The sequence below is a fragment of the Hyphomonas sp. genome, assembly GCF_022844445.1.
GTDB lineage: Bacteria > Pseudomonadota > Alphaproteobacteria > Caulobacterales > Hyphomonadaceae > Hyphomonas.
The window spans coordinates 56959-74956 of sequence record NZ_JALHLS010000009.1; the positions used below are offsets into that span (position 1 = coordinate 56959).

General features: G+C 63.6%; 19 protein-coding genes. 6 read left to right on the forward strand and 13 right to left on the reverse strand.

All coding sequences use genetic code 11. From position 1 onward, the window contains the following. The first annotated feature begins 35 nt into the window (after window positions 1-35). Window positions 36-1277: an O-antigen ligase family protein gene (locus Q0C17_RS11460; protein ID WP_291206151.1), complete on the forward strand. Its 1242-nt coding sequence runs from the start codon at window positions 36-38 to the stop codon at window positions 1275-1277. Next, the gene (locus tag Q0C17_RS11465) at window positions 1274-2077 is read left to right on the forward strand and encodes a glycosyltransferase family 2 protein (RefSeq protein ID WP_291206154.1); all 804 of its coding nucleotides are present in this window, start codon (window positions 1274-1276) and stop codon (window positions 2075-2077) included. Before Q0C17_RS11460 ends, Q0C17_RS11465 begins: the two co-directional genes overlap by 4 nt. A gap of 44 nt (window positions 2078-2121) precedes the next feature. On the opposite strand, the gene creD is transcribed toward Q0C17_RS11465, so the two are convergent. Together creD and rpmE are read right to left on the reverse strand one after the other, a co-directional pair. Beyond that, the gene (gene creD / locus Q0C17_RS11470) at window positions 2122-3540 is read right to left on the reverse strand and encodes a cell envelope integrity protein CreD (protein ID WP_291206157.1); all 1419 of its coding nucleotides are present in this window, start codon (window positions 3538-3540) and stop codon (window positions 2122-2124) included. Between the two features lie 184 nt (window positions 3541-3724). After that, window positions 3725-3943 carry a 50S ribosomal protein L31 gene (rpmE, locus tag Q0C17_RS11475; protein ID WP_291206160.1) on the reverse strand — a complete coding sequence of 73 codons (219 nt, stop codon included), beginning with the start codon at window positions 3941-3943 and terminating at the stop codon, window positions 3725-3727. Window positions 3944-4117: 174 nt separating this feature from the next. Here rpmE and Q0C17_RS11480 point away from each other — a divergent pair, with 174 nt between their 5' ends. Continuing rightward, window positions 4118-5950, forward strand: coding sequence for an ABC transporter transmembrane domain-containing protein (locus Q0C17_RS11480; RefSeq protein ID WP_291206163.1), 1833 nt, complete (start codon window positions 4118-4120; stop codon window positions 5948-5950). Between the two features lie 4 nt (window positions 5951-5954). On the opposite strand, the gene Q0C17_RS11485 is transcribed toward Q0C17_RS11480, so the two are convergent. The 4 genes from Q0C17_RS11485 to thiE all read right to left on the reverse strand — a co-directional run bounded on the left by Q0C17_RS11485 (window position 5955) and on the right by thiE (window position 9320). After that, window positions 5955-6116: a hypothetical protein gene (locus Q0C17_RS11485; RefSeq protein ID WP_291206166.1), complete on the reverse strand. Its 162-nt coding sequence runs from the start codon at window positions 6114-6116 to the stop codon at window positions 5955-5957. 75 nt (window positions 6117-6191) lie between these two features. Then, window positions 6192-7691 (reverse strand): NAD(P)/FAD-dependent oxidoreductase, encoded by a 1500-nt coding sequence (locus Q0C17_RS11490; protein ID WP_291206169.1) that lies wholly within the window; start codon window positions 7689-7691, stop codon window positions 6192-6194. 54 nt (window positions 7692-7745) lie between these two features. Next, window positions 7746-8570 carry an inositol monophosphatase family protein gene (locus Q0C17_RS11495; protein ID WP_291206172.1) on the reverse strand — a complete coding sequence of 275 codons (825 nt, stop codon included), beginning with the start codon at window positions 8568-8570 and terminating at the stop codon, window positions 7746-7748. A gap of 78 nt (window positions 8571-8648) precedes the next feature. Next, the gene (gene thiE / locus Q0C17_RS11500; protein WP_291206175.1) at window positions 8649-9320 is read right to left on the reverse strand and encodes a thiamine phosphate synthase; all 672 of its coding nucleotides are present in this window, start codon (window positions 9318-9320) and stop codon (window positions 8649-8651) included. 108 nt (window positions 9321-9428) lie between these two features. On the opposite strand from thiE, the gene Q0C17_RS11505 reads away from it, so the two are divergent. Then, window positions 9429-9701, forward strand: a complete 273-nt coding sequence (locus Q0C17_RS11505) for a DUF2798 domain-containing protein (protein WP_291206179.1) — start codon at window positions 9429-9431, stop codon at window positions 9699-9701. Here Q0C17_RS11505 and Q0C17_RS11510 read toward each other — a convergent pair. The 6 genes from Q0C17_RS11510 to gap form a co-directional block, all read right to left on the reverse strand. Next, window positions 9685-9918: a DUF1272 domain-containing protein gene (locus tag Q0C17_RS11510; RefSeq protein WP_291206182.1), complete on the reverse strand. Its 234-nt coding sequence runs from the start codon at window positions 9916-9918 to the stop codon at window positions 9685-9687. The two genes, Q0C17_RS11505 and Q0C17_RS11510, sit on opposite strands and share 17 nt — an antisense overlap. 38 nt (window positions 9919-9956) lie before the next feature. Then, on the reverse strand, window positions 9957-10256 hold the full coding sequence (locus tag Q0C17_RS11515) for a zf-TFIIB domain-containing protein (RefSeq protein ID WP_291206185.1): 300 nt from the start codon (window positions 10254-10256) through the stop codon (window positions 9957-9959). Window positions 10257-10354: 98 nt separating this feature from the next. Next, on the reverse strand, window positions 10355-12436 hold the full coding sequence (locus tag Q0C17_RS11520) for a M3 family metallopeptidase (protein ID WP_291206188.1): 2082 nt from the start codon (window positions 12434-12436) through the stop codon (window positions 10355-10357). Between the two features lie 95 nt (window positions 12437-12531). Next, complete coding sequence (locus Q0C17_RS11525; protein ID WP_366914818.1) at window positions 12532-13422, reverse strand: fructose bisphosphate aldolase; 891 nt, start codon at window positions 13420-13422, stop codon at window positions 12532-12534. A gap of 266 nt (window positions 13423-13688) precedes the next feature. Then, entirely contained in the window at window positions 13689-14885 is a 1197-nt protein-coding gene (locus tag Q0C17_RS11530; RefSeq protein WP_291206194.1) for a phosphoglycerate kinase, read from the reverse strand. 102 nt (window positions 14886-14987) lie between these two features. Continuing rightward, window positions 14988-15998, reverse strand: a complete 1011-nt coding sequence (gene gap / locus Q0C17_RS11535; protein WP_291206197.1) for a type I glyceraldehyde-3-phosphate dehydrogenase — start codon at window positions 15996-15998, stop codon at window positions 14988-14990. Window positions 15999-16216: 218 nt separating this feature from the next. On the opposite strand from gap, the gene Q0C17_RS11540 reads away from it, so the two are divergent. Further along, complete coding sequence (locus Q0C17_RS11540; protein ID WP_291206200.1) at window positions 16217-17164, forward strand: DMT family transporter; 948 nt, start codon at window positions 16217-16219, stop codon at window positions 17162-17164. Here Q0C17_RS11540 and Q0C17_RS11545 read toward each other — a convergent pair. Then, window positions 17155-17511 carry a nuclear transport factor 2 family protein gene (locus tag Q0C17_RS11545; RefSeq protein ID WP_291206203.1) on the reverse strand — a complete coding sequence of 119 codons (357 nt, stop codon included), beginning with the start codon at window positions 17509-17511 and terminating at the stop codon, window positions 17155-17157. The genes Q0C17_RS11540 and Q0C17_RS11545 overlap by 10 nt on opposite strands. A gap of 86 nt (window positions 17512-17597) precedes the next feature. Here Q0C17_RS11545 and Q0C17_RS11550 point away from each other — a divergent pair, with 86 nt between their 5' ends. Beyond that, window positions 17598-17993, forward strand: a complete 396-nt coding sequence (locus Q0C17_RS11550) for a hypothetical protein (RefSeq protein ID WP_291206207.1) — start codon at window positions 17598-17600, stop codon at window positions 17991-17993. Window positions 17994-17998: the final 5 nt, after the last annotated feature.

Sequence of the window (17998 nt, forward strand, 5' to 3'; positions counted from 1 at the left end):
CAAGGCGCGGGGGCGGCGAGTAGGGTGCTCGGGCAATGAATTACGGGCCTGTCATCGCCGCCGCCTTCTTGCTCTGGCCCGTCATCGCGGCGCTGGGCGGGCAGGGCTTTGCGCCGTTGCTCGGCCTGACCGGGATTGCCGCCCTGTTCCTTGCCCGCCCGCACCTGACGCCGCCGCTGTTCGCGGCGCTCGGGTTTGCCTTCATTGTCTGGGCGGCCGCCAGCGAGTTCTGGGCGCCGGGCAATCGCCAGCTGATGTCAGGCAGTCTGACCGACGGCTCATTCTCAGTCGAATCGCGGGGGCTGTCCTTCATCGTGATCGCGCTGACCTCCGCTCTGACAATCGCAGGCACGCTGCGGGCGGCGCCATCGCCGCGCGCGTCGGGCATCGTCGCGGCGATGCTTGGTGTCCAGGCCGTGCTCGTTGTGCTGTCGCCTTACTTGTCGGGCTTTGTCCTTTCGGCCGTGTACGGAGAGGATGTGAAAGGCCTCCACGAAGGTGCTCAGAATGTGGGTCGCGGCGCCAACACCCTGGCGTTGGGCCTGCCGTTGCTGCTGCCTATGCTGGTGTTCGGCTGGAAGGTTCCGGGCGCGGTGCTGGCGGCGGCGCTGGCACTGGGGGCGGCCATCGCCTACAGGCTGCTCGGCTCTGATTCCGCACTGTTCGCCATCGGCGGGATGGCGTTCGCAATGGCTCTGGTGGCCGTCATGCCGCGCACCGGGTTCCGCTGGCTGTTCGGCGCCATCGCCGGCTACATCGCCGCAGCGCCCGTGCTGTTTGCCGCCCTCATCCGCGCGCTCGACGTCATCGCTCCGAACCTGCCGGATTCTTTCCGCTCCCGGCTCTGGTCCTGGGAGATCGTCATCGGACGGATGACGGATGCACCGTTCCTCGGGCACGGTCTCAACGCGACGCGCGGCTGGACGGAGACGTTCCAGACACGCCCGGACTGGCTTGCACAGTTGCCGGACTTCTGGGCGGGCTACCGGATCGTGCCGGGCCATCCGCACAACATGGCGCTGCAGATCTGGGCCGAGACCGGCATGATCGGCGCTGTGCTGGCGGCGCTCGGGCTCGTGGCGCTGGCCTTCCACCTCCCGCGCCCGAGCGAGCTGCGCCCGGAGATACGCTACGCGGCGGCGGGTCTCGCAGGTTCGGCCATCGCAATCTTCAGCTTTGCGTACAGTGTCTGGAATGAGGGCTTCTGGGCCTCCCTGGCGCTGGCAACAGCCGCCATTGTGCTCTGGCACCGTACGCTGGGGGAGCGGGACGCGTGAGCGGCTCGGTTGCCGCGCTCGTTGTCAGCTACCATACGGGCCCGCGCCTTGTAGAATGCCTCTATGCATTGAAGGGTGATCCGGATGTCAGCGAGATTGTCATCACCGACAACGGAAACCCTCCGGCCATGCAGGCATGGCTGGAACGGTTTGTCGCCGCAACGCCGAATGCCAGACTTGTCCGCTTGAACAATCCAGGCTTCGGAGCAGGGATCAATGCAGCCGCGCGGCTCGCGGCGAGCGACTATCTTCTCGCGATCAATCCGGACTGTGTTATCCGGCGCGGCGCACTGCAGCCGCTGATCGCAGCGCTGAACGGCGCGCCCGCGCCCGCCATTGCCGGCGGGCGGATCTTTGACCTCAAGGGCAGGGAAGAGCGCGGCGCCCGGCGCAAGACGCTGACGCTGGCCCGCGCCCTCGGGATTGGCCGCTGGACGCTGGAGCATGAGCCGCTGCCACCGGGCCCCATCGGCGTCGGCGCCATCTCCGGCGCTTTCTTCCTGATGCGGACGAAAGACTTTCAGATGCTGGGCGGCTTTGACGAAGGCTACTTCATCCATGTCGAGGATGTGGACCTTTGCCGCCGCGCGATTGAGGCTGGCGGCGCGGTCATCTATGTGCCGAAGGCGGGCGCGCTGCACTATGGGTCAACCTCGGATGTGCCCTCGGCGTTCGTCACGCAGCACAAGGCAAAGAGCCTCGCGCGCTATTTCCGGAAGTTTGCGAAAGGGCCCTTCGAGACGTTGGTCGTGGCACTTGCTGTTCCGTTTATTGGCCTGGCTCTGAAACTGCGGCGATAGGGAAGACGCCCCGGCGCTTGCGCCGGGGCGCTTGTCAGTACACATCAGGCCTGCGCGGGGCGCCCGGCGCCGCCATACCAGTCGATGTTGCGCGTCACGAACATCGTCAGGCCTATGGCGGCAAAGCTGGCGAGTGCGCCGGCGAGCAACGCAAAACCTTCCGCCCGCATCAGGCTGTAGAGCAGGGCGTAGATGCCGGTAAGGATGACGAGGGCACGCAGGCCATAATGCGCCGAACGGAACACGCTCATCGCGTAGGCCGAAGTCAGCAGCACCGTCATCGTCGCGGCGGCGGCGAAGGCCGGGTCAAAGCCGAAGCGTTCGGCGAAGGCGAGCAGCAGGAGATAGAACACGGCCTGCGCCAGGCCGACGAGGATGTACTGCGCCGGGTGGGCCCGTGCGCCGCTCATCACTTCCAGCAGGAAATACGCGAGGAAGACGAGGCCGACGAACATCGCGCAGTATTTCAGGGCGCGCTCGACGCTTTGGTAGGGGTTGGCCTCGCGCATGAAGCGCACTCCCATGTCGCGTGCGCCATAATGCGTGACAGCGCCGAGGTCGAGATCGGCGCCTGCGCCGGGAATACCGCGCGCGAGATAGGCAACCCGCCACTCTGCCTCAAAACCGTCCGCAGACTGACCGGAGGTATGCGATAGCGGCAATACCCCGCCATTGAAGCTCGGGTCGGTCCAGTTGCTGGTCATGCGCATGCGCGTGTCTTTGGCGAACGGGCCGACGGCGAAGCGTTCTGCGCCGGTGAGGCGGAGGTTGGCGGTGACGTTTATCGGGCCCTGCGCCACATCAAGACCGCCGACACGCGCGCCCGCCAGCGCCACGGCGGCACGCGGCGCGATGGCGAAAGCGCCGGGCTCGGCGCGGTTGGCATCGACCGGCTCAAGTACAAGCGGGCGTCCGTTGAGGCTCACCTCCGCAGCGTCGCGGATGCCGCGCGTGTCGCTGAGGCCGGTGAAGAGGCGGGCCTCGCTCCAGAGGGGTGTCGCATCGGACGGCACCGCGCCGCGCAGCGCCGCCGCATCGAAACGGGCGGAGAAACTCACCGACGCGTCAAACACCGGCACGAGGTAGAGCCCGCGCCGGCGTTCATCGACCTGCGTGTTCACGACAGCTTCGCCTTCTTCGGCATAGGCAATGGCGATGCCATAGGTCTTCTGACTGGGGCGCAGCGGATTGGGTGTGCGCTCGAACGGAACCGCCAGGACCGGTCCGAGGACAGATTGTTCGCCGCCGACGCCCTCGCTGACGGCAGCAGTGGCCTCGATCTGGCCAGTCGTGCGCTCGTGCACGATGCCGTAGACGAAGAGGGCAGGGATCGCCATCAGCAGCGCAAGGCCGCAGACGAGGATAAGCTTCAGGCCGGCGGAGCGCTGGGGCACGAGGCCGGACAGGGAAGGCGGCAATCGGCCCGCACCGTTTCCCGGCGAGGCAGTCGTAGGTTCTGACATGTTGTCTGTATCCTGATGAGTTGAGACATCGAGCCTCAGCCCATCGCCTGCCAGCGGGTCAGCGGCAGGGCGGCGCGGTGGCCACTTCGCGGACAATCTGGGAATCCTGAAGGCAGGCAAAGAAAAACCCCGGCCAAAAGGCCGGGGCTTTCCTTACGCGACACATCGTCAAACGCCGGAGCGTTTACACGAAGCCCTTGAACTTGTCCTTGAAGCGCGAGACGCGGCCGCCGCGGTCAAGCGACTTGCCCTCGCCGCCGGTCCAGGCCGGGTGCACTTTCGGGTCGATGTCGAGCACCAGGCGGTCGCCTGCCTTGCCGTAGGTCGATTTGGTCTTGTATTCGGTACCGTCCGTCATCACGACCGTGATGAAGTGGTAATCAGGATGGCCTTCTTTTTTCATGGCCTTGGCCTCTTTCCTTGGTCTGGTCAAATCGGGTTGACGCACCCGGGTGCGCTGGCATGTCTCAGCCTGAAATCGAAGTGGGCCGTATATGTGAAAGCCCAAGGCGCCGCAAGAGGCGCCGGCAGGGATTTGGCGGCTGCACCGGGCCTCACAAGGGAGTAGAGCTGCCAGATGGCCGATTCGGGCACCCAGATCACAGATGACCGCCGCACGACCCTGCCGGAAGGCGGGGAGGCGCTCGGCCGGCCCAAGGGGCGCAGCCTGAAGCCGCTGGCGCTGCTGTGGCCCTATGTTCGCCGGCACTGGATCACGGTGAGCGTGGCGCTGGTCTTCCTGATTGCCGCAGCGGCTGTCAGCCTGGCGATCCCTATGCTGCTGGGCCGGGCCGCCGATGCGGGCCAACGTGCCGGCACCGATGCGGCTCAGCTGCTGGCCCTGATCGACGAGGCCTTTCTCTGGGTTTTTGCCGCGGCGGTAGGGGCAGGCGTGCTTGGCGCGCTGCGGTTTTACTTCGTCTCCCGGTTTGGTGAACGCATCGCGGCCGATCTGCGCCGCGACCTCTATGCCCACCTGCTGCGTCTTTCGCCCGCCTATCATGCAAAAATGCGTTCGGGTGAGGCCGTTTCCCGCCTGACGGCCGACGTCACCCTGATCGAGAACTTCCTTGGCTCCTCCGCCTCGCTGGCGGCCCGGACGCTGATCACAACTTTCGGGGCGCTAAGCCTGATGATTGCCGTCAACTGGCAGCTCGGGCTGACACTGCTGGCAATGCTGCCGGTGGCGATCCTGCCGGTCATGGGCATCGGGCGGATCATCCGGAATATGTCGAACCGCGCCCAGTCCCGCCTCGCCGATGCCGGGGCCGAAGCGGCCGAGACGCTGGACGCCATCGAACTCGTGCAGGCCTACGGCCGGGAAGACCGGCAGCTCAACGTGTTCGCTGAGTCCATAGAAGCTACTTTCGCTGCCGCCATGAAGCGCACCAGTGCCCGGGCGCTAATGATCGTCCTTGTGTCGGTCCTGTTGTTCGGCGGGTTCACCGGTGTGCTTTGGCTCGGTGCGCGGTCCGTCGCGAACGGCGAGATGAGCTTCGGCGATCTCGCCACTATGGTCATGTATGCAGCCTATGCCGGCTCTGGCCTTGGCATGCTGGCAGAAGTCTACGGTGAAGTGATGCGGGCCGCCGGCGCGGCCGATCGGGCTGCAGAAGTGTTGCGCGAGACGCCCGAGATCGCCGCCCCCGCACACCCGAAACCGATGCCGGACGCAGGCAAGGGCGCACTGTCGTTCGAGAATGTCAGTTTCCAGTATGGCGCCGGTGATGCCTCGGCGCTTGTGGACTTTTCGCTGGACGTCAGGCCCGGCGAGTTCGTCGCCCTTGTGGGGCCCAGCGGCGCGGGAAAGACCACGGTGTTTCGCTTGGCGCTGCGCCTGTTCGATCCGCAAGGCGGCGCAATCCGCCTCGATGGCGTGGCATCCACCGAAGCCGACCCGCGCGACTGGCGCCGCCGTTTCGCTTACGCGCCGCAGGAATCGGCGCTGTTTACCGGCACTGCGGCCGACAATATCCGTTTCGGCCGGGATGATGCAGACAACGCGATCCTCGAACAGGCTGCGCGCATGGCAGAAGCCATGGGCTTCCTGGACGAGAAGGAAGGCCTCGCCACGCCGCTCGGTCAGAAGGGGCGCAGCCTGTCGGGCGGCCAGCGCCAGCGCATTGCGCTCGCTCGCGCCCTGGTGCGCGATGCGCCCGTGCTGCTGCTGGATGAAGCAACCTCTGCGCTCGATTCCGAAAGCGAAGCCGCCGTGCGCCGTGCCATCGAGAATGCCGCCACCGGCCGTACGACCCTGGTGATTGCGCACCGGCTATCGACGGTGCGCCGGGCAGACCGCATCCTCGTCATGGAACATGGCCGCATCGTCGAGGAGGGCACGCACGATTCGCTCGTCGCCAAGGGCGGACTTTATGCGCGCCTTGCGGAACTTCAGTTCACGGAGCGATAGCGGCCTAATGCTTCCGACGGGCGCGGTCGAAGGCGCCATCGAGCGAGAAGGAAAAGGCCAGCGACAGGATCAGCGGCACCCAGATCGGAAGCGTGCCGATGCCTGGGGCTTCCACGGCCCGCGCAATATGATCGTCAACACACCACCACAGAAGCCAGAGCCACATAGTCACCTCCATGAAGCAGTGGCCCAATGCCCTGCTTCATGGAGATAAGAATGCGGCGCTGCTTCGCAAGCTGCTCTATTCGGCGGCCTGCAAAGCCGGCTGCGATCCGGCTTTTGCTGCCGCCGTGTTGAACTGCATCACGCCGTCTTCGATCGGCAGCTCACGCAGGTTCTTGCGGTCGGTAAAGTAGTTCTGGTGCAGCTTCCACGGCGCCTCGGTATGCTGGCGCGGGAACTGGTCCATAACCCGCTGGAAGTAGCCAGACGAGAAGTCCACAAACGGTTCGGTCTCATTCGGAAAGTGGGCGAGGTAGGGCATTGCGGAGGTCGCGCCCTTCTCGTCCATCAAGTTCAGGAGACGGCAGACGTATTCGCTCGTCAGGTCGGCCTTAAGCGTCCAGGACGCGTTCGTGTAGCCGAAGGTGACGGCCAGGTTCGGCACGTTCGATAGCATTACGCCCTTGTAGTTGAGCAGCTTGCCCGGATCGACCTTGGCCCCGTCGATGGAGACGTTGACGCCGTTCATGAAGATCAGGTTCAGGCCGGTCGCCGTGACGATGATGTCAGCCTCCAGCGTCTTGCCGGATTTCAGCAGGATGCCGGTCTCGGTGAACCGCTCGATATGGTCGGTCTCGACGCTCGCCTTGCCGGATTTGAGCGCGTTGAAAAGATCCGAGTCCGGAACAAGGCAGAGACGCTGTTCCCATGGATTGTAGACCGGGTTGAAGTGTTTATCGACGTCGAAATCAGGTCCGAGTTCCTCGCGCACCATGCCGATCAGGCGGTCGCGCGCCTTCTGCGGATTTTTACGGGTCTGCCCGAAGAAGAATTGCTGGAACAGGACGTTCCGCCAGCGGATGATATTGTATGCCCATTGGGCGGGAAGGATTTTGCGCAGGAAGTTTGCGGCGCCGTCCACGGCGGGGCGCGAGACCACATAGGTCGGCGAGCGCTGCAGCATCGTGACATGCGCAGCTTTGTCCGACATCGCGGGGACCAGCGTCATGGCGGTTGCGCCCGAGCCGATCACGACAACCTTCTTGCCGGTATAGTCGAGATCTTCCGGCCAGTGCTGCGGATGGACCATTTTGCCCTTGAAGGCCTGTTCGTTCGGGAAATCAGGGCGGTAGCCCTGATCGTACCGGTAATAGCCGCCGCACATGAAGAGGAAGCGCGCGGTCGTCTGGCTGCGCTCGCCAGTCTTCACGTTCTCGCTGGTCACGTGCCAGACCTGTTCGGCGTTCGACCAGTTGGCAGCAACGATCTTCGTGTTGAAGCGGATATGCTGGCGTACGCCGTACTCGTCGGCCGTCTCATTGACATACTTGCGGATCGACGGGCCATCGGCGATGGCCTTAGCCTCAGTCCAGGGTTTGAAGTCAAAACCCAGCGTATGCATGTCGGAGTCTGACCGGATGCCTGGGTACCGGAAAAGGTCCCATGTTCCGCCAATGGCGTCACGGCCTTCGTAGATACGGTAGGACTTTCCGGGGCTCAGCTTCTTGAGATGCACGGCAGCGCCGATGCCCGATAGGCCCGCGCCGATGATGAGAACGTCGATATCTGATTTTGTCATGGCGCGGTTCATACCGCGATTTTTTGCGCTTGGCAAAAAATCCTGACGGGGGCGTCAGGTTATATTGGCCTGGCGTCCGAAGGCCCCGGCGAGGCGCAATTGTTCACGCACCAGCGGCACAATGTCTTCATTGCCCGCCAGGATCGAGCCCGTCGACATGACGTTCCCGCCGTCGATCTCTGAGACGAGTCCGCCGGCCTCGCGCACCAGCACGATGCCGGCTGCAATGTCCCAGGATTTCAGGTTGCGCTCCCAGAAGCCGTCAAACCGGCCTGCGGCGACCCAGGCCAGGTCAAGCGCGGCTGAGCCAAAGCGGCGGATGCCGGCGCAAGCGGGCGTCATGGCCAGCATTTCGCGCGCAAAGGCTGTGTGCGCCTCTTCGGCCTTGCCATGCCAGGGCGTGCCCGTGGCAATGACGGAGTCCGACAGTTTCTTGCGGGCGGCCACCCGCAGCTTGCGCTGTTCCAGCCAGGCGCCTCGGCCGGTTTCAGCCCAGAAAATCTCGTTCTTGGCGACGTCGAACACGACGCCGGTCAGGAGCTGCCCGTCGCGCTCGAGTGCAATCGAGACCGAATAGTGCGGCTGGCCGTGCAGGAAGTTCAGCGTGCCGTCGAGAGGGTCGACGATGAAACGGTTGGACTTGTCGGTGCCCTCGACGATCCCGCGCTCCTCCATGACGAAGCCATAGCCGGGGCGGGCCTTCATCAGGTGCGTGTAGATCATCTCCTCGGCGCGCGTGTCGGCGTTAGAGACAAAGTCGGCCGGGCCCTTCCGCGAAACCTGGAGGTTTTCGACCTCGCCGAAATCACGCGCAAGGCTGCGCCCAGCGGCGCGGGCGGCGGCGATCATGACGGCGCCAACGGGGGAGGGTTTTGACATGAGAAATAGCTCTTGCGCGCTTTTTGGGCGGAGGCGGGGGCGTAATCCCTTGTGCTCGCAGGGTCAAGGCGCTGAGAGTTAACGGGGCTCCAGGTCGTCCAGCAGGTCGTTGAAGGCTTTCACGGCGGCCGCCGGTCCGTCCGGATGGTTCCAGACCCCGCCAGAGACGGCGATGAAGTCTGCTCCGGCCGTCACCAGCGGCGCAGCGTTGGCTACGGTGATGCCGCCGATCGCGACACACGGGATCACCATCGCGGCCTGCCAGATCTGCAGCAGTTCCAGTTCCGCCGGCAGGGTGCCTTCCTTTGTCTGGGTCGGATAAAAGGCGCCGAAGGCGACATAGTCTGCACCCTCCTCACCGGCCTGCATTGCCTTGTGATAGCTGTTCTTCGCGGTGGCACCGACAATCGCGTCAGGCCCGAGAAGGCTGCGCGCGGCCTTCACCGGCATGTCATCCCAGCCGACATGCACACCGTCGGCGCCTAGTTCCCTGGCCAGATCAGGGGAATCGTTGACCAGGACAGCGACACCCGCCTCCTGCGCGAGGCCGGTGACCGCGCGGCCAAGCTCGCGCGTTGCCTGGATATCTATCAGGCCATCCGCGCCCTTGAGACGAAGCTGCAGCGAAGCCACGTCGCCGGCGCCGAGCGCGGCGTCCAGCGTTTTTGCAAAGGCGACCTTATCGGCCACCTGCGGCGGGGTGATCAGGTAAAGGCGGGTGCGCGGGCGGGGTGGAGGGGGTGTGCTCATGGGCGCTGCCTCTGAGGCGGAGGGCGCCGGAAGTCAACGCCGCACACATCTTGGAAACATCAATCGAAAGTTCTATAACAGAACTCAAAGAGCGATCGGATCTGACCCATGTCGAAGAAGTTGCCCGTCCGGGTATTCCAGCCTGTCTTCGGATTGTTCATGGCAACCTTCATGAGCTTCCTCATGTCAGGAGCCATCACGGCGCTGAACATCGGTTTTCCGGCAGACTTCGTCGGCCGGTGGATGCATTCCTGGGGACTCGCCTTTGTGCTCGCCTATCCGGCGATCCTGATCGTCGGTCCGATCGCCAGGCGCCTTGCCTTGCAGTTCGTGGAATCGCCCTTCGCCGCGCCTGCACCGCAGGCTAGCCGGCCGGTTTGAAGATCCGCTTCGTGCTGGCGGGGTTCTTTGCCAGCGCTGCGCCGCGCCGCATTGGGCGGGGCTCCAGGTCGCCCTTGCAGTTCGGGCACACACCGTCCAGCGGGCCGTCCATACAGTCATCACAGAATGTGCATTCGAACGAACAGATGAACGCACCCGGCTCGTCGGCCGGAAGATCGCAGTCACAGCGTTCGCAATTGGGACGCATCTCGAGCATGGATCACTCCTTCCAGCGCCCGCGGCCTAGCGCAACTCTCAGAAGTCGAACAGGTCGCTCAGGAAGCTTTCGCGCCGGCGCTTGCCCTTCTTGTACTTCCAGTCGTCGTCATCATCGTGACGGTCCCGGAAGCGGCCCTCGTCGCGGAAATGCTCTGGCGGGTGAGCTTCCGGATGCGGGGCAGGGGCAGGGGCCGGCAGTACGCTCGCCGACCGGTCGATAATCTTGTCGAGTTCGCCCCGGTCCAGCCAGACGCCCCGGCATTTCGGGCAATAATCGATCTCGACGCCGGAGCGGTCCGCCATGATCAGGGTTTCACCATCGGCAGGACATTTCATTGGCGGATGCTCCGGAAGCAATAAAGGCGCAGCCCTAGCGCTGCGCCTTTTCAGATGGGTTGCCAGGCTCTGCCCGCAAGAGGCAAAATGTCCCTTCTCTATTGGCTTTTCGCCGCGTCGATGAGCTTCTGCTCATACGCCTGCGGCGACCAATCACGGCCCAGGAAATCCCTGACCAGTTCGGCAGCCGGCTTGTTCGAGCCTTTCGACAGAACGAGGTCTCGGTAGCGCAGCGCGGTTTCCTTGTCACGCAGGCCATTCTTCTGGAATTCGGTGAACAGGTCTGTCGAGATCGCAAGCGACCATTGGTAGGTATAGTAGATCGCCGAATAACCATCGAGATGGCCGAAGCTGGCATAGGAATGGGTGTCCGCCAGCCGCTCGAAGGGGCTGAGCGCGGCGGCGCGTTCTTCCCAGATTGCGCCGAAGTCAACCTCAGCCGGCGGACGATTGTAGTAGTTCAGCGAAACACCGGCGAGTACCAGCTGGCGCAGCGTGTTCACGCCGGTGCCGAACTTACGCGCGGCGTTCATTTTTCCGACAAGTTCGCGCGGGATCGTTTCGCCTTTGGCGTTTGTGGCAAAGGTAGCCAGCGTGTCGTAGTCCCAGACCCAGTTCTCCAGCATTTGCGACGGGGCTTCGATGAAGTCCCATTCGAGGCCGCCCATGTGCAGGGACGCAAATTCCGGATTGCCGGAGACCATCATGTGGATGAGATGACCGAACTCGTGGAGGAAGGTCTCTACCTCTCGGTGTTCCATCAGGCCGGTCGTATGGTCCCCGGCCGGGAAATTGCAGATGAGAGACGCCACCGGCACGCCCTCACGCGTCGGGCCCACGCGGATCGGAAAGGCTGCGGCGTGCTGGAACTTGCCCTCGCGCGGATGCATGTCGAGGAAGAAGCGGCCAACCAGCGCGCCATCCTTGTACATCTCGTGCGCCGTGACGCTCTCATGCCAGATAGGCGCATCTGCCCAGTCCCGGATCTCGATCTCGAACAGGTCTTCCATCATCGAGAAGATCCCGGAACGGACATTATTGTAGGCGAAGTACTGGCGCACTTCCTGTGCATTGAGCGCGTAGTCCGACACGCGGATCTGTTCGGAAAGGTAGCGGCTGCTCCATTCACCCACGCTTGTGGCGGCGGGGTTCATTTGCTTCTGCTTCTCGAGAAGACGGCTGTACTCGATGCGGGCCGCTTCACGGCCCGCGGCTTCGACTTTGGACAGGAAGGCGGCGGCCGCCTCCGGCGAGCCGGTCATCTTGTCTTCGGTGATATAGGCGGCCCAGTTCGGATAACCGAGCGTCTGTGCGAGTTCGTAGCGCTTCTCCAGCAGGCGGCGCAGCGGCGCCTCGTTCTCCGGCCAGGCGCGGTTGGCGGAGACTTCCATCAGGCGCTTGCGAAGGCTTTCATTGGGCGAATAGCTGAAGATCGGCCCCATGTCCGGTGTATCGGTTGTGATCGTGATCTTGCCGTCCTCGCCCGGCGGGTGCGCGTCGATATAATCCTGCGGCAGGCCTTCCAGTTCGGCGGCAGACTCGAGTTTGATTGAACCCTGGATTTCCCGGAGGTTTCGGTTGAACTCGAGGCTGATCTCCGAAAGCTCGGTGTTCAGCGCACGGACCTTGTTGCGTGTCGCCTCATCCTTGTCGACACCGCTGCGGCGGTAGTCGCGGAGGTTGCGCTTCAGAACGGTGGCTTCGCTTTCGCTCAGACCAGCCGGATCAATCGACACCAGCCGGTCATAGATCGGACGCGACAAGGAGATGTTGCTGAACACGTCTGAGAATTTCCGGATGCACTCTTCGCCCGATTTGCGGATCGCCGGATCAGGGTTGGTCTCTGAGACGATACTGGCCTCTCCGCTGCCGATAGAAACGCCCACAGCCGTCAGAGTGTCGAGATAGACGAGATCGGCTGCGCTCGCGGGGCTGGTCCGGGTCTCGAGCGTCCCAATCATGTCATTGACCAGCGAAATCGCGCTGTCGCAGCGGGTTGCGAACACCTCGGCGCTGGCGGGCGCCACGCCGAGTTCGGCCAGCATGGCGCTGGCGCGTGACTCAAGGCTCGGCGCCGCGACCAGCGTTGCACGATCGGTCGCCGTAACCGGGGTGGTGCAGGCCGAAGCCGTGAACAGTGCGAGCGCGGACGCCGCTGAGGCGATGCGGTGCAGTTTCATGGAGAACCCTCTGGATTGAACGCGAACGAAAATGCCCGCCATCGGAATGGCGGGCACTATGGCTTTTGGATTGCCGGTTCGTCCAGAGAGAAGTCCTACGACTTCGACGCCTCGCAGATCGCGTCGACCGTTTCGCCGAGCACGGCGTCAAACTCCGAATTGGCCTGTTTCGCTGAAAGGCCTTCGGTCAGGGCGCGCGAGAAGCTGGCGATGATGCCGGTGTTTTCGCCAAGCTTGCGGCACGCGTCCACGCGGCTGTAGCCGCCCGAGAGGGCGACAACGCGCATCACGCGCGGATGGTCGACCAGCGGCTTGTAGAAATTCGCCTTCGTCGGCAGTGTCAGTTTCAGCATGACCTGTTGGTTGGCGGGCAGGGCGTCGAGATGGTTCAGAATCTCGGCGCGCAGGATTTCCTCGGCCTCGGCCTTGTCCGCGATGGAGATTGTCACTTCCGGCTCGATGATCGGCATCAGTCCGTGCGCGAGGATCTGCTTGCCGATCTCGAACTGCTGCGCAACGACTGCAGCGATACCGGCCGGGTTGGCTGCGTCGATGACGGAGCGCATCTTGGTGCCGAAGATGCCCTTGGCTACGGCGCGGATAAGCAGCGCGTCGAGGCCGGTGATCGGCTTCATCAACTGTACGCCGTCCTTGCCGGCTTCAAGGCCCTTGTCGACCTTCAGGAAGGGCACAACGCTACGCTTGGTCCAGAGATATTCCGCGGTCGGAATACCGTCGATGGCGCCGTCCATGGTGCGCTCGAACAGGATCGCGCCAATGACCTTCTCGCCGCTGAAGGCCGGGGACTTGATGATGCGGGCGCGCATCTCGTGGATCAGGCCGTACATTTCCTCTTCGGTGGACCAGGCGCCTTCCTCGATGCCGTACTGGCGAAGCGCCTTGGGGGTCGAGCCGCCCGACTGGTCGAGCGCAGCAATGAAGCCGGCTTTCTGCGACATCTGCCGCGCCATTTCTGCATTGCCCACGATCATTACCGTATCCGTATTCGCCATTGTCCCAACCTTCATTTCGAATTTGTCTTCTCAACCATCACGCTGCCCGGCAGGGCTCAGACCCCTGTTACGCTTTGAAACAGGAAAATGGCCGGAATTTGGGCCATCGTCACAAAGCGGGGGGTGTCCGTCAGCGGATCTTTCAGATTGCACTATATTCAAGTGGCATGCCGGAAAAGGCAGACAACGTTGCCATGCCTCAATCGAATTGCAGTCTGGTGCCAGGGCGGCCTGGCCGGTCAGCTTTTCAGCGCTTCGACGCCCGGAAGGGCCTTGCCTTCCATCCATTCCAGAAAGGCGCCGCCAGCCGTGGAGATGAATGTGAGGTCATCGGCCACACCTGCATGGTGCATGGCCGCGACGGTGTCGCCGCCGCCGGCGACGGCAATCAGTTTGCCTGACTTGGCGCGCGCAGCGGCCGCTTTGGCGGCCGAAACGGTTGCCCTATCGAACGGTTCCAGTTCGAATGCTCCGAGGGGGCCGTTCCAGACAACGGTTTTCGCGACATCCATCGCTGTTGCCAGGATCGCCACAGATTGCGGACCGGCGTCGAGAATCATCTCGTCATCGGCGACCTCGTCCAGGCCGCAGACGCGGTGGTCCGCGTGCGCCTTGAACTCTTTCGCCACAACCACGTCGCGGGGGAGGAGGATGTCACAGCCGGCCGCCTTGGCGATGGCTTCGATTTCTTTCGCGGTCTCGACGAGGTCGCGTTCGCAAAGCGATTTGCCGACGGAATGCCCGCGGGCGAACAGGAAGGTGTTGGCCATGCCGCCGCCGATGGCGAGTGCATCGACCTTGGTGACCAGGTTTTTCAGGAGATCTATCTTGGACGAGACCTTGGCGCCGCCGACGATCGCCAACACGGGACGCTGCGGACGGCCGAGCGCCTTGTCCAGCGCGTCGAGCTCGACCTCCATATTCATGCCCGCGTAAGCCGGCATGATTTCAGCGAGCACGGCGGTCGTCACGTGCCGGCGGTGGGCGGCAGAAAAAGCATCGTTGACGAAGATGTCGCCAAGGCTGGCGATTTCCTTCGCGAGCTCCATGTCGCCTTTCTCCTCGCCTTTGTAGAAACGCGTATTCTCGAGCAGGATCACGCCAGCGGGCGGTAGCTGCGCAATTGCCTTCTTCACATGCTCGCCCTTGCAATCGGCTACGAAGCTGACATTCGCGCCGAGCACCCTGGCGAACGCACCGGCCACCGGGGCGAGGCTCATCTCAGCCACGCGCTCACCCTTGGGGCGTCCGAAGTGGGCGAGCAGGACGACTTTTGCGCCTGCCGTGCGCAGGGTCTGGACCGTGTCGACTGCCGCGCGCAGGCGGGTATCGTCCGTAACCAGACCATTTTCCATCGGTACGTTGAAGTCTACGCGAACCAGCGCAACCTTGCCCGTGAGATTGCCGGCGTCGGAGATGCGTTTGAAGGAAGTCATTGTTGTCTCCGCTCACTCCCTGCAAAACCAGGAGCTTCGCCGCGTTGCAGGGAGCTGCCGCTTACCCCCGCCCTCGCGGGGGGGTAAGCGGGCAGATGTGGACTAGATCAGCTTCGCCAGCGCGATGGCGGTGTCGGCCATGCGGGTCGAGAAGCCCCACTCGTTGTCATACCAGGTCATGATCGACACAAAGTTGCCGTCCATTACTTTCGTCTGGTCGAGGTGGAAGATCGACGAGCGGTCATCGTGGATGAAGTCCGACGACACGTTCGGCACGTCGGTGACGCCGAGGATACCTTTCAGTGGGCCGCTGGTTGCTGCAGCAATGATGGCACCGTTCACTTCCTCGACGGTCGTGTTCTTCTTGGCGATGAACTTCAGATCGACGACCGAGACGTTCGGCGTCGGCACGCGCACGGAGATGCCGTCCAGCTTGCCTTTGAGTTCCGGCAGCACGAGACCGACGGCCTTGGCGGCGCCGGTCGAGGTCGGGATCATCGACAGCGAGGCAGCCCGGGCACGGTAGAGGTCCTTGTGCATCTGGTCGAGCGACGGCTGGTCATTCGTGTACGAATGGATCGTCGTCATCATGCCCTTGTCGATGCCGACAGCGGCGTTCAGCACCTGCGCGACCGGGGCAAGGCAGTTTGTCGTGCACGAAGCGTTCGAGACAACGAGGTGCTCTTTCTTCATGTTCTGGTGATTGACGCCGTAGACGACCGTGATGTCGGCGCCGTCAGCCGGGGCCGATACGAGCACGCGCTTGGCGCCGGCGGAAAGGTGGGCCGAAGCCTTGTCCTTCGACGTGAAGATGCCGGTGCACTCCATTGCGATATCGACGTCCAGCTCGCGGTGCGGCAGGTCTTTCGGATCGCGGATCGCTGTCACAAGGATCGGCTTGCCGTTGATGATGATCTTGTCACCGTCGACTTTGACGTCGGCCGGGAAGCGGCCATGCACGGAGTCAAAGCGCAGCAGGTGGGCGTTGGTTTCAACGGGGCCGAGATCGTTGATCGCCACGACTTCGATGTCGGTGCGGCCATGTTCGATGATCGAGCGCAGAACGAGGCGGCCGATCCGGCCAAAACCATTGATAGCAACACGAACGGCCATTTTTTTCTCCTGTGAGGCGAGGTTACTCGCACGTTTTGCAGCCATTTACTGGCGCCTGCCCCCCGCGTCCACCCGCATTCCGTGCGGCACCGCGCCGCGAAATTGACGCAGGGGAAGGAGAAAGCTGCCTGAGCCGCAGCCTGCAAGTTCTGTGCAAGCCCTGCGGGTGGACAGGCGGGCCGGGCGCGACTAGTGCCAACCCTTGTAAAGGGCGCCGCATGACTGACGCAGACACCCAGGGAATGATCGGCGGCCGGCCGGTGCTCGACTGGCTGCTTTTCGGCGCACTGTCACTGGTTTGGGCAGGGGCCTACCCGCTCACCCGCCTGGCGGTGGGCAAGGGGCTGGACACCGGCCTTCCTGCCGAATGGGTCCTGCCGGGCCGGCTGTGCATCGGCGCCTGTTTCCTCTGGATTGTCCTCCTCGCCACCCGCAAACACCTGCCACCGCTCAGCGACCGCAGGCGGTGGGTCTCGATCGTCGGCATGGGCATAGTCGGCTCGGTCATCCCGTTCTTTTTCATCACCACGGCGCAGGAGACGGTGAATTCCAGCCTGGCGGCGCTCTACACGGCCGCCTCGCCGGTTTTTGTGGCCATCGGGGCCAACCTGCTTTTCGCTGAGGAAAAGATGACCGCCCGCACCGGGGTCGGTGTCGCGCTCGGCTTCATCGGTGTTGCGGTCCTGTTTGGTCCGGACGCGATGGCCGGCCTAGGATCGGCCAGCGCGGTCGCGCAGGTCTTCCTGCTAATCGCAACGCTCGCCTATGCGATCTCCACGCTGATCGCGCGCGGCGCCCCGCCGATGGACGCCATCGCCTTCGCCACCGGCTACGCCACCGTCTCAGCGTTGACATCGCTGCCGCTGGTTCTCACCGTTGACCCCGCCACTGTCAGCGCCACCTGGGTGAACTGGCTCGGCGTGCTCGGCCTCGGCCTCGGCTCATCCGGCATCGCGCAGGTGCTCTACATGACCCTGATCGCCAGGGCGGGCGCTACCTTTGTCTCGCTGAACGGCTATGCGATCCCGATCATCAGTGCCGGGCTCGGCTGGCTGTTCTTCCAAGAGGTCCAGAGCTGGAACGCCGTTGCGGCGTTCGTGCTCATCCTTGGCGGCGTCTGGCTTGCACGCAGCGGCGGCCGGGGCCGGCTTGCCGTTCAGCGATAGGCGGCCACCGATTCGCGGACTTCGCCGTCCGGGTCGAACAGGAACGTCTCTGCCACCAGTTCTTCCCGGTGGTTCGTGTACAGAAGGGTGACGGCGTCGCTGCTGGTCAGCACGTTCTCCAGTTCGAAGAAAAGCTCCGGTGAGCGCTCCAGCGCCTTCGTCCAATAGTCGCGCAGCGCTGCTTTTCCCGAGATCGACACTGCCCGCGTGCCCATCACCAGCGCAATACGCGGCGAATGGAACACGACTGCGTCCGAGTAGTGCGCTAGGATCCGGTCGATGTCGCGGTCATTCCAGGCCGACATCCAGGCCCGCGCAAAAGCTTCCGCCCTGGCCTTGTCCAGCATCCCTGTCTCCCTCTTCCGAATCAGCCGCCGACATCTTGCATCGCAGGCTCTGTGCGTCCACCGTAGGAGAAGGGAGGCAGGCTATGATGAGGCGCGGCGTTCAGATCCTGCTGGCGGTGTTCTTCCTCGTCGCGGGCATCCTGCATTTCCAGCTCGATGACGCGTTCGCACGGATCGTGCCGCCGATGCTGCCGTTTCCCGTCGCGATCGTCTGGATCACGGGCGTAATGGAGATTGCTTTTGCAGTCGCTCTCATCGCCAAATGGCGCCTGCCGCTGGCCGGCCTGCTTCTGTCGGCCTACCTGCTCGCCGTGTTGCCGGCAAACATCTATATGGCCATCGCGCAGATACCCCTCGGCGACACAGCTCTCAGTCCGGTCGCTCTCTGGGTGCGTGTGGCTTTGCAGTTCCCGCTGATCGCACTCGTACTGTGGTGCACCGGGGCGCCGCCGTTCCGGAAAGCTCCGGACACGGACGGCTAGTCTCC

What these genes read in the sequence shown, in the direction of transcription:
- rpmE (WP_291206160.1), bottom strand. Translation starts at nt 3,943, where the DNA reads ATGAAAAAAGAAGGCCATCCTGATTACCACTTCATCACGGTCGTGATG.
- Q0C17_RS11495 (WP_291206172.1), bottom strand. Translation starts at nt 8,570, where the DNA reads ATGTCAAAACCCTCCCCCGTTGGCGCCGTCATGATCGCCGCCGCCCGC.
- gap (WP_291206197.1), bottom strand. Translation starts at nt 15,998, where the DNA reads ATGGCCGTTCGTGTTGCTATCAATGGTTTTGGCCGGATCGGCCGCCTC.
- Q0C17_RS11510 (WP_291206182.1), bottom strand. Translation starts at nt 9,918, where the DNA reads ATGCTCGAGATGCGTCCCAATTGCGAACGCTGTGACTGCGATCTTCCG.
- Q0C17_RS11460 (WP_291206151.1), top strand. Translation starts at nt 36, where the DNA reads ATGAATTACGGGCCTGTCATCGCCGCCGCCTTCTTGCTCTGGCCCGTC.
- Q0C17_RS11480 (WP_291206163.1), top strand. Translation starts at nt 4,118, where the DNA reads ATGGCCGATTCGGGCACCCAGATCACAGATGACCGCCGCACGACCCTG.
- Q0C17_RS11490 (WP_291206169.1), bottom strand. Translation starts at nt 7,691, where the DNA reads ATGACAAAATCAGATATCGACGTTCTCATCATCGGCGCGGGCCTATCG.
- Q0C17_RS11505 (WP_291206179.1), top strand. Translation starts at nt 9,429, where the DNA reads ATGTCGAAGAAGTTGCCCGTCCGGGTATTCCAGCCTGTCTTCGGATTG.
- Q0C17_RS11550 (WP_291206207.1), top strand. Translation starts at nt 17,598, where the DNA reads ATGAGGCGCGGCGTTCAGATCCTGCTGGCGGTGTTCTTCCTCGTCGCG.
- creD (WP_291206157.1), bottom strand. Translation starts at nt 3,540, where the DNA reads ATGTCAGAACCTACGACTGCCTCGCCGGGAAACGGTGCGGGCCGATTG.
- Q0C17_RS11540 (WP_291206200.1), top strand. Translation starts at nt 16,217, where the DNA reads ATGACTGACGCAGACACCCAGGGAATGATCGGCGGCCGGCCGGTGCTC.
- Q0C17_RS11485 (WP_291206166.1), bottom strand. Translation starts at nt 6,116, where the DNA reads ATGTGGCTCTGGCTTCTGTGGTGGTGTGTTGACGATCATATTGCGCGG.
- Q0C17_RS11545 (WP_291206203.1), bottom strand. Translation starts at nt 17,511, where the DNA reads ATGCTGGACAAGGCCAGGGCGGAAGCTTTTGCGCGGGCCTGGATGTCG.
- thiE (WP_291206175.1), bottom strand. Translation starts at nt 9,320, where the DNA reads ATGAGCACACCCCCTCCACCCCGCCCGCGCACCCGCCTTTACCTGATC.
- Q0C17_RS11515 (WP_291206185.1), bottom strand. Translation starts at nt 10,256, where the DNA reads ATGAAATGTCCTGCCGATGGTGAAACCCTGATCATGGCGGACCGCTCC.
- Q0C17_RS11520 (WP_291206188.1), bottom strand. Translation starts at nt 12,436, where the DNA reads ATGAAACTGCACCGCATCGCCTCAGCGGCGTCCGCGCTCGCACTGTTC.
- Q0C17_RS11530 (WP_291206194.1), bottom strand. Translation starts at nt 14,885, where the DNA reads ATGACTTCCTTCAAACGCATCTCCGACGCCGGCAATCTCACGGGCAAG.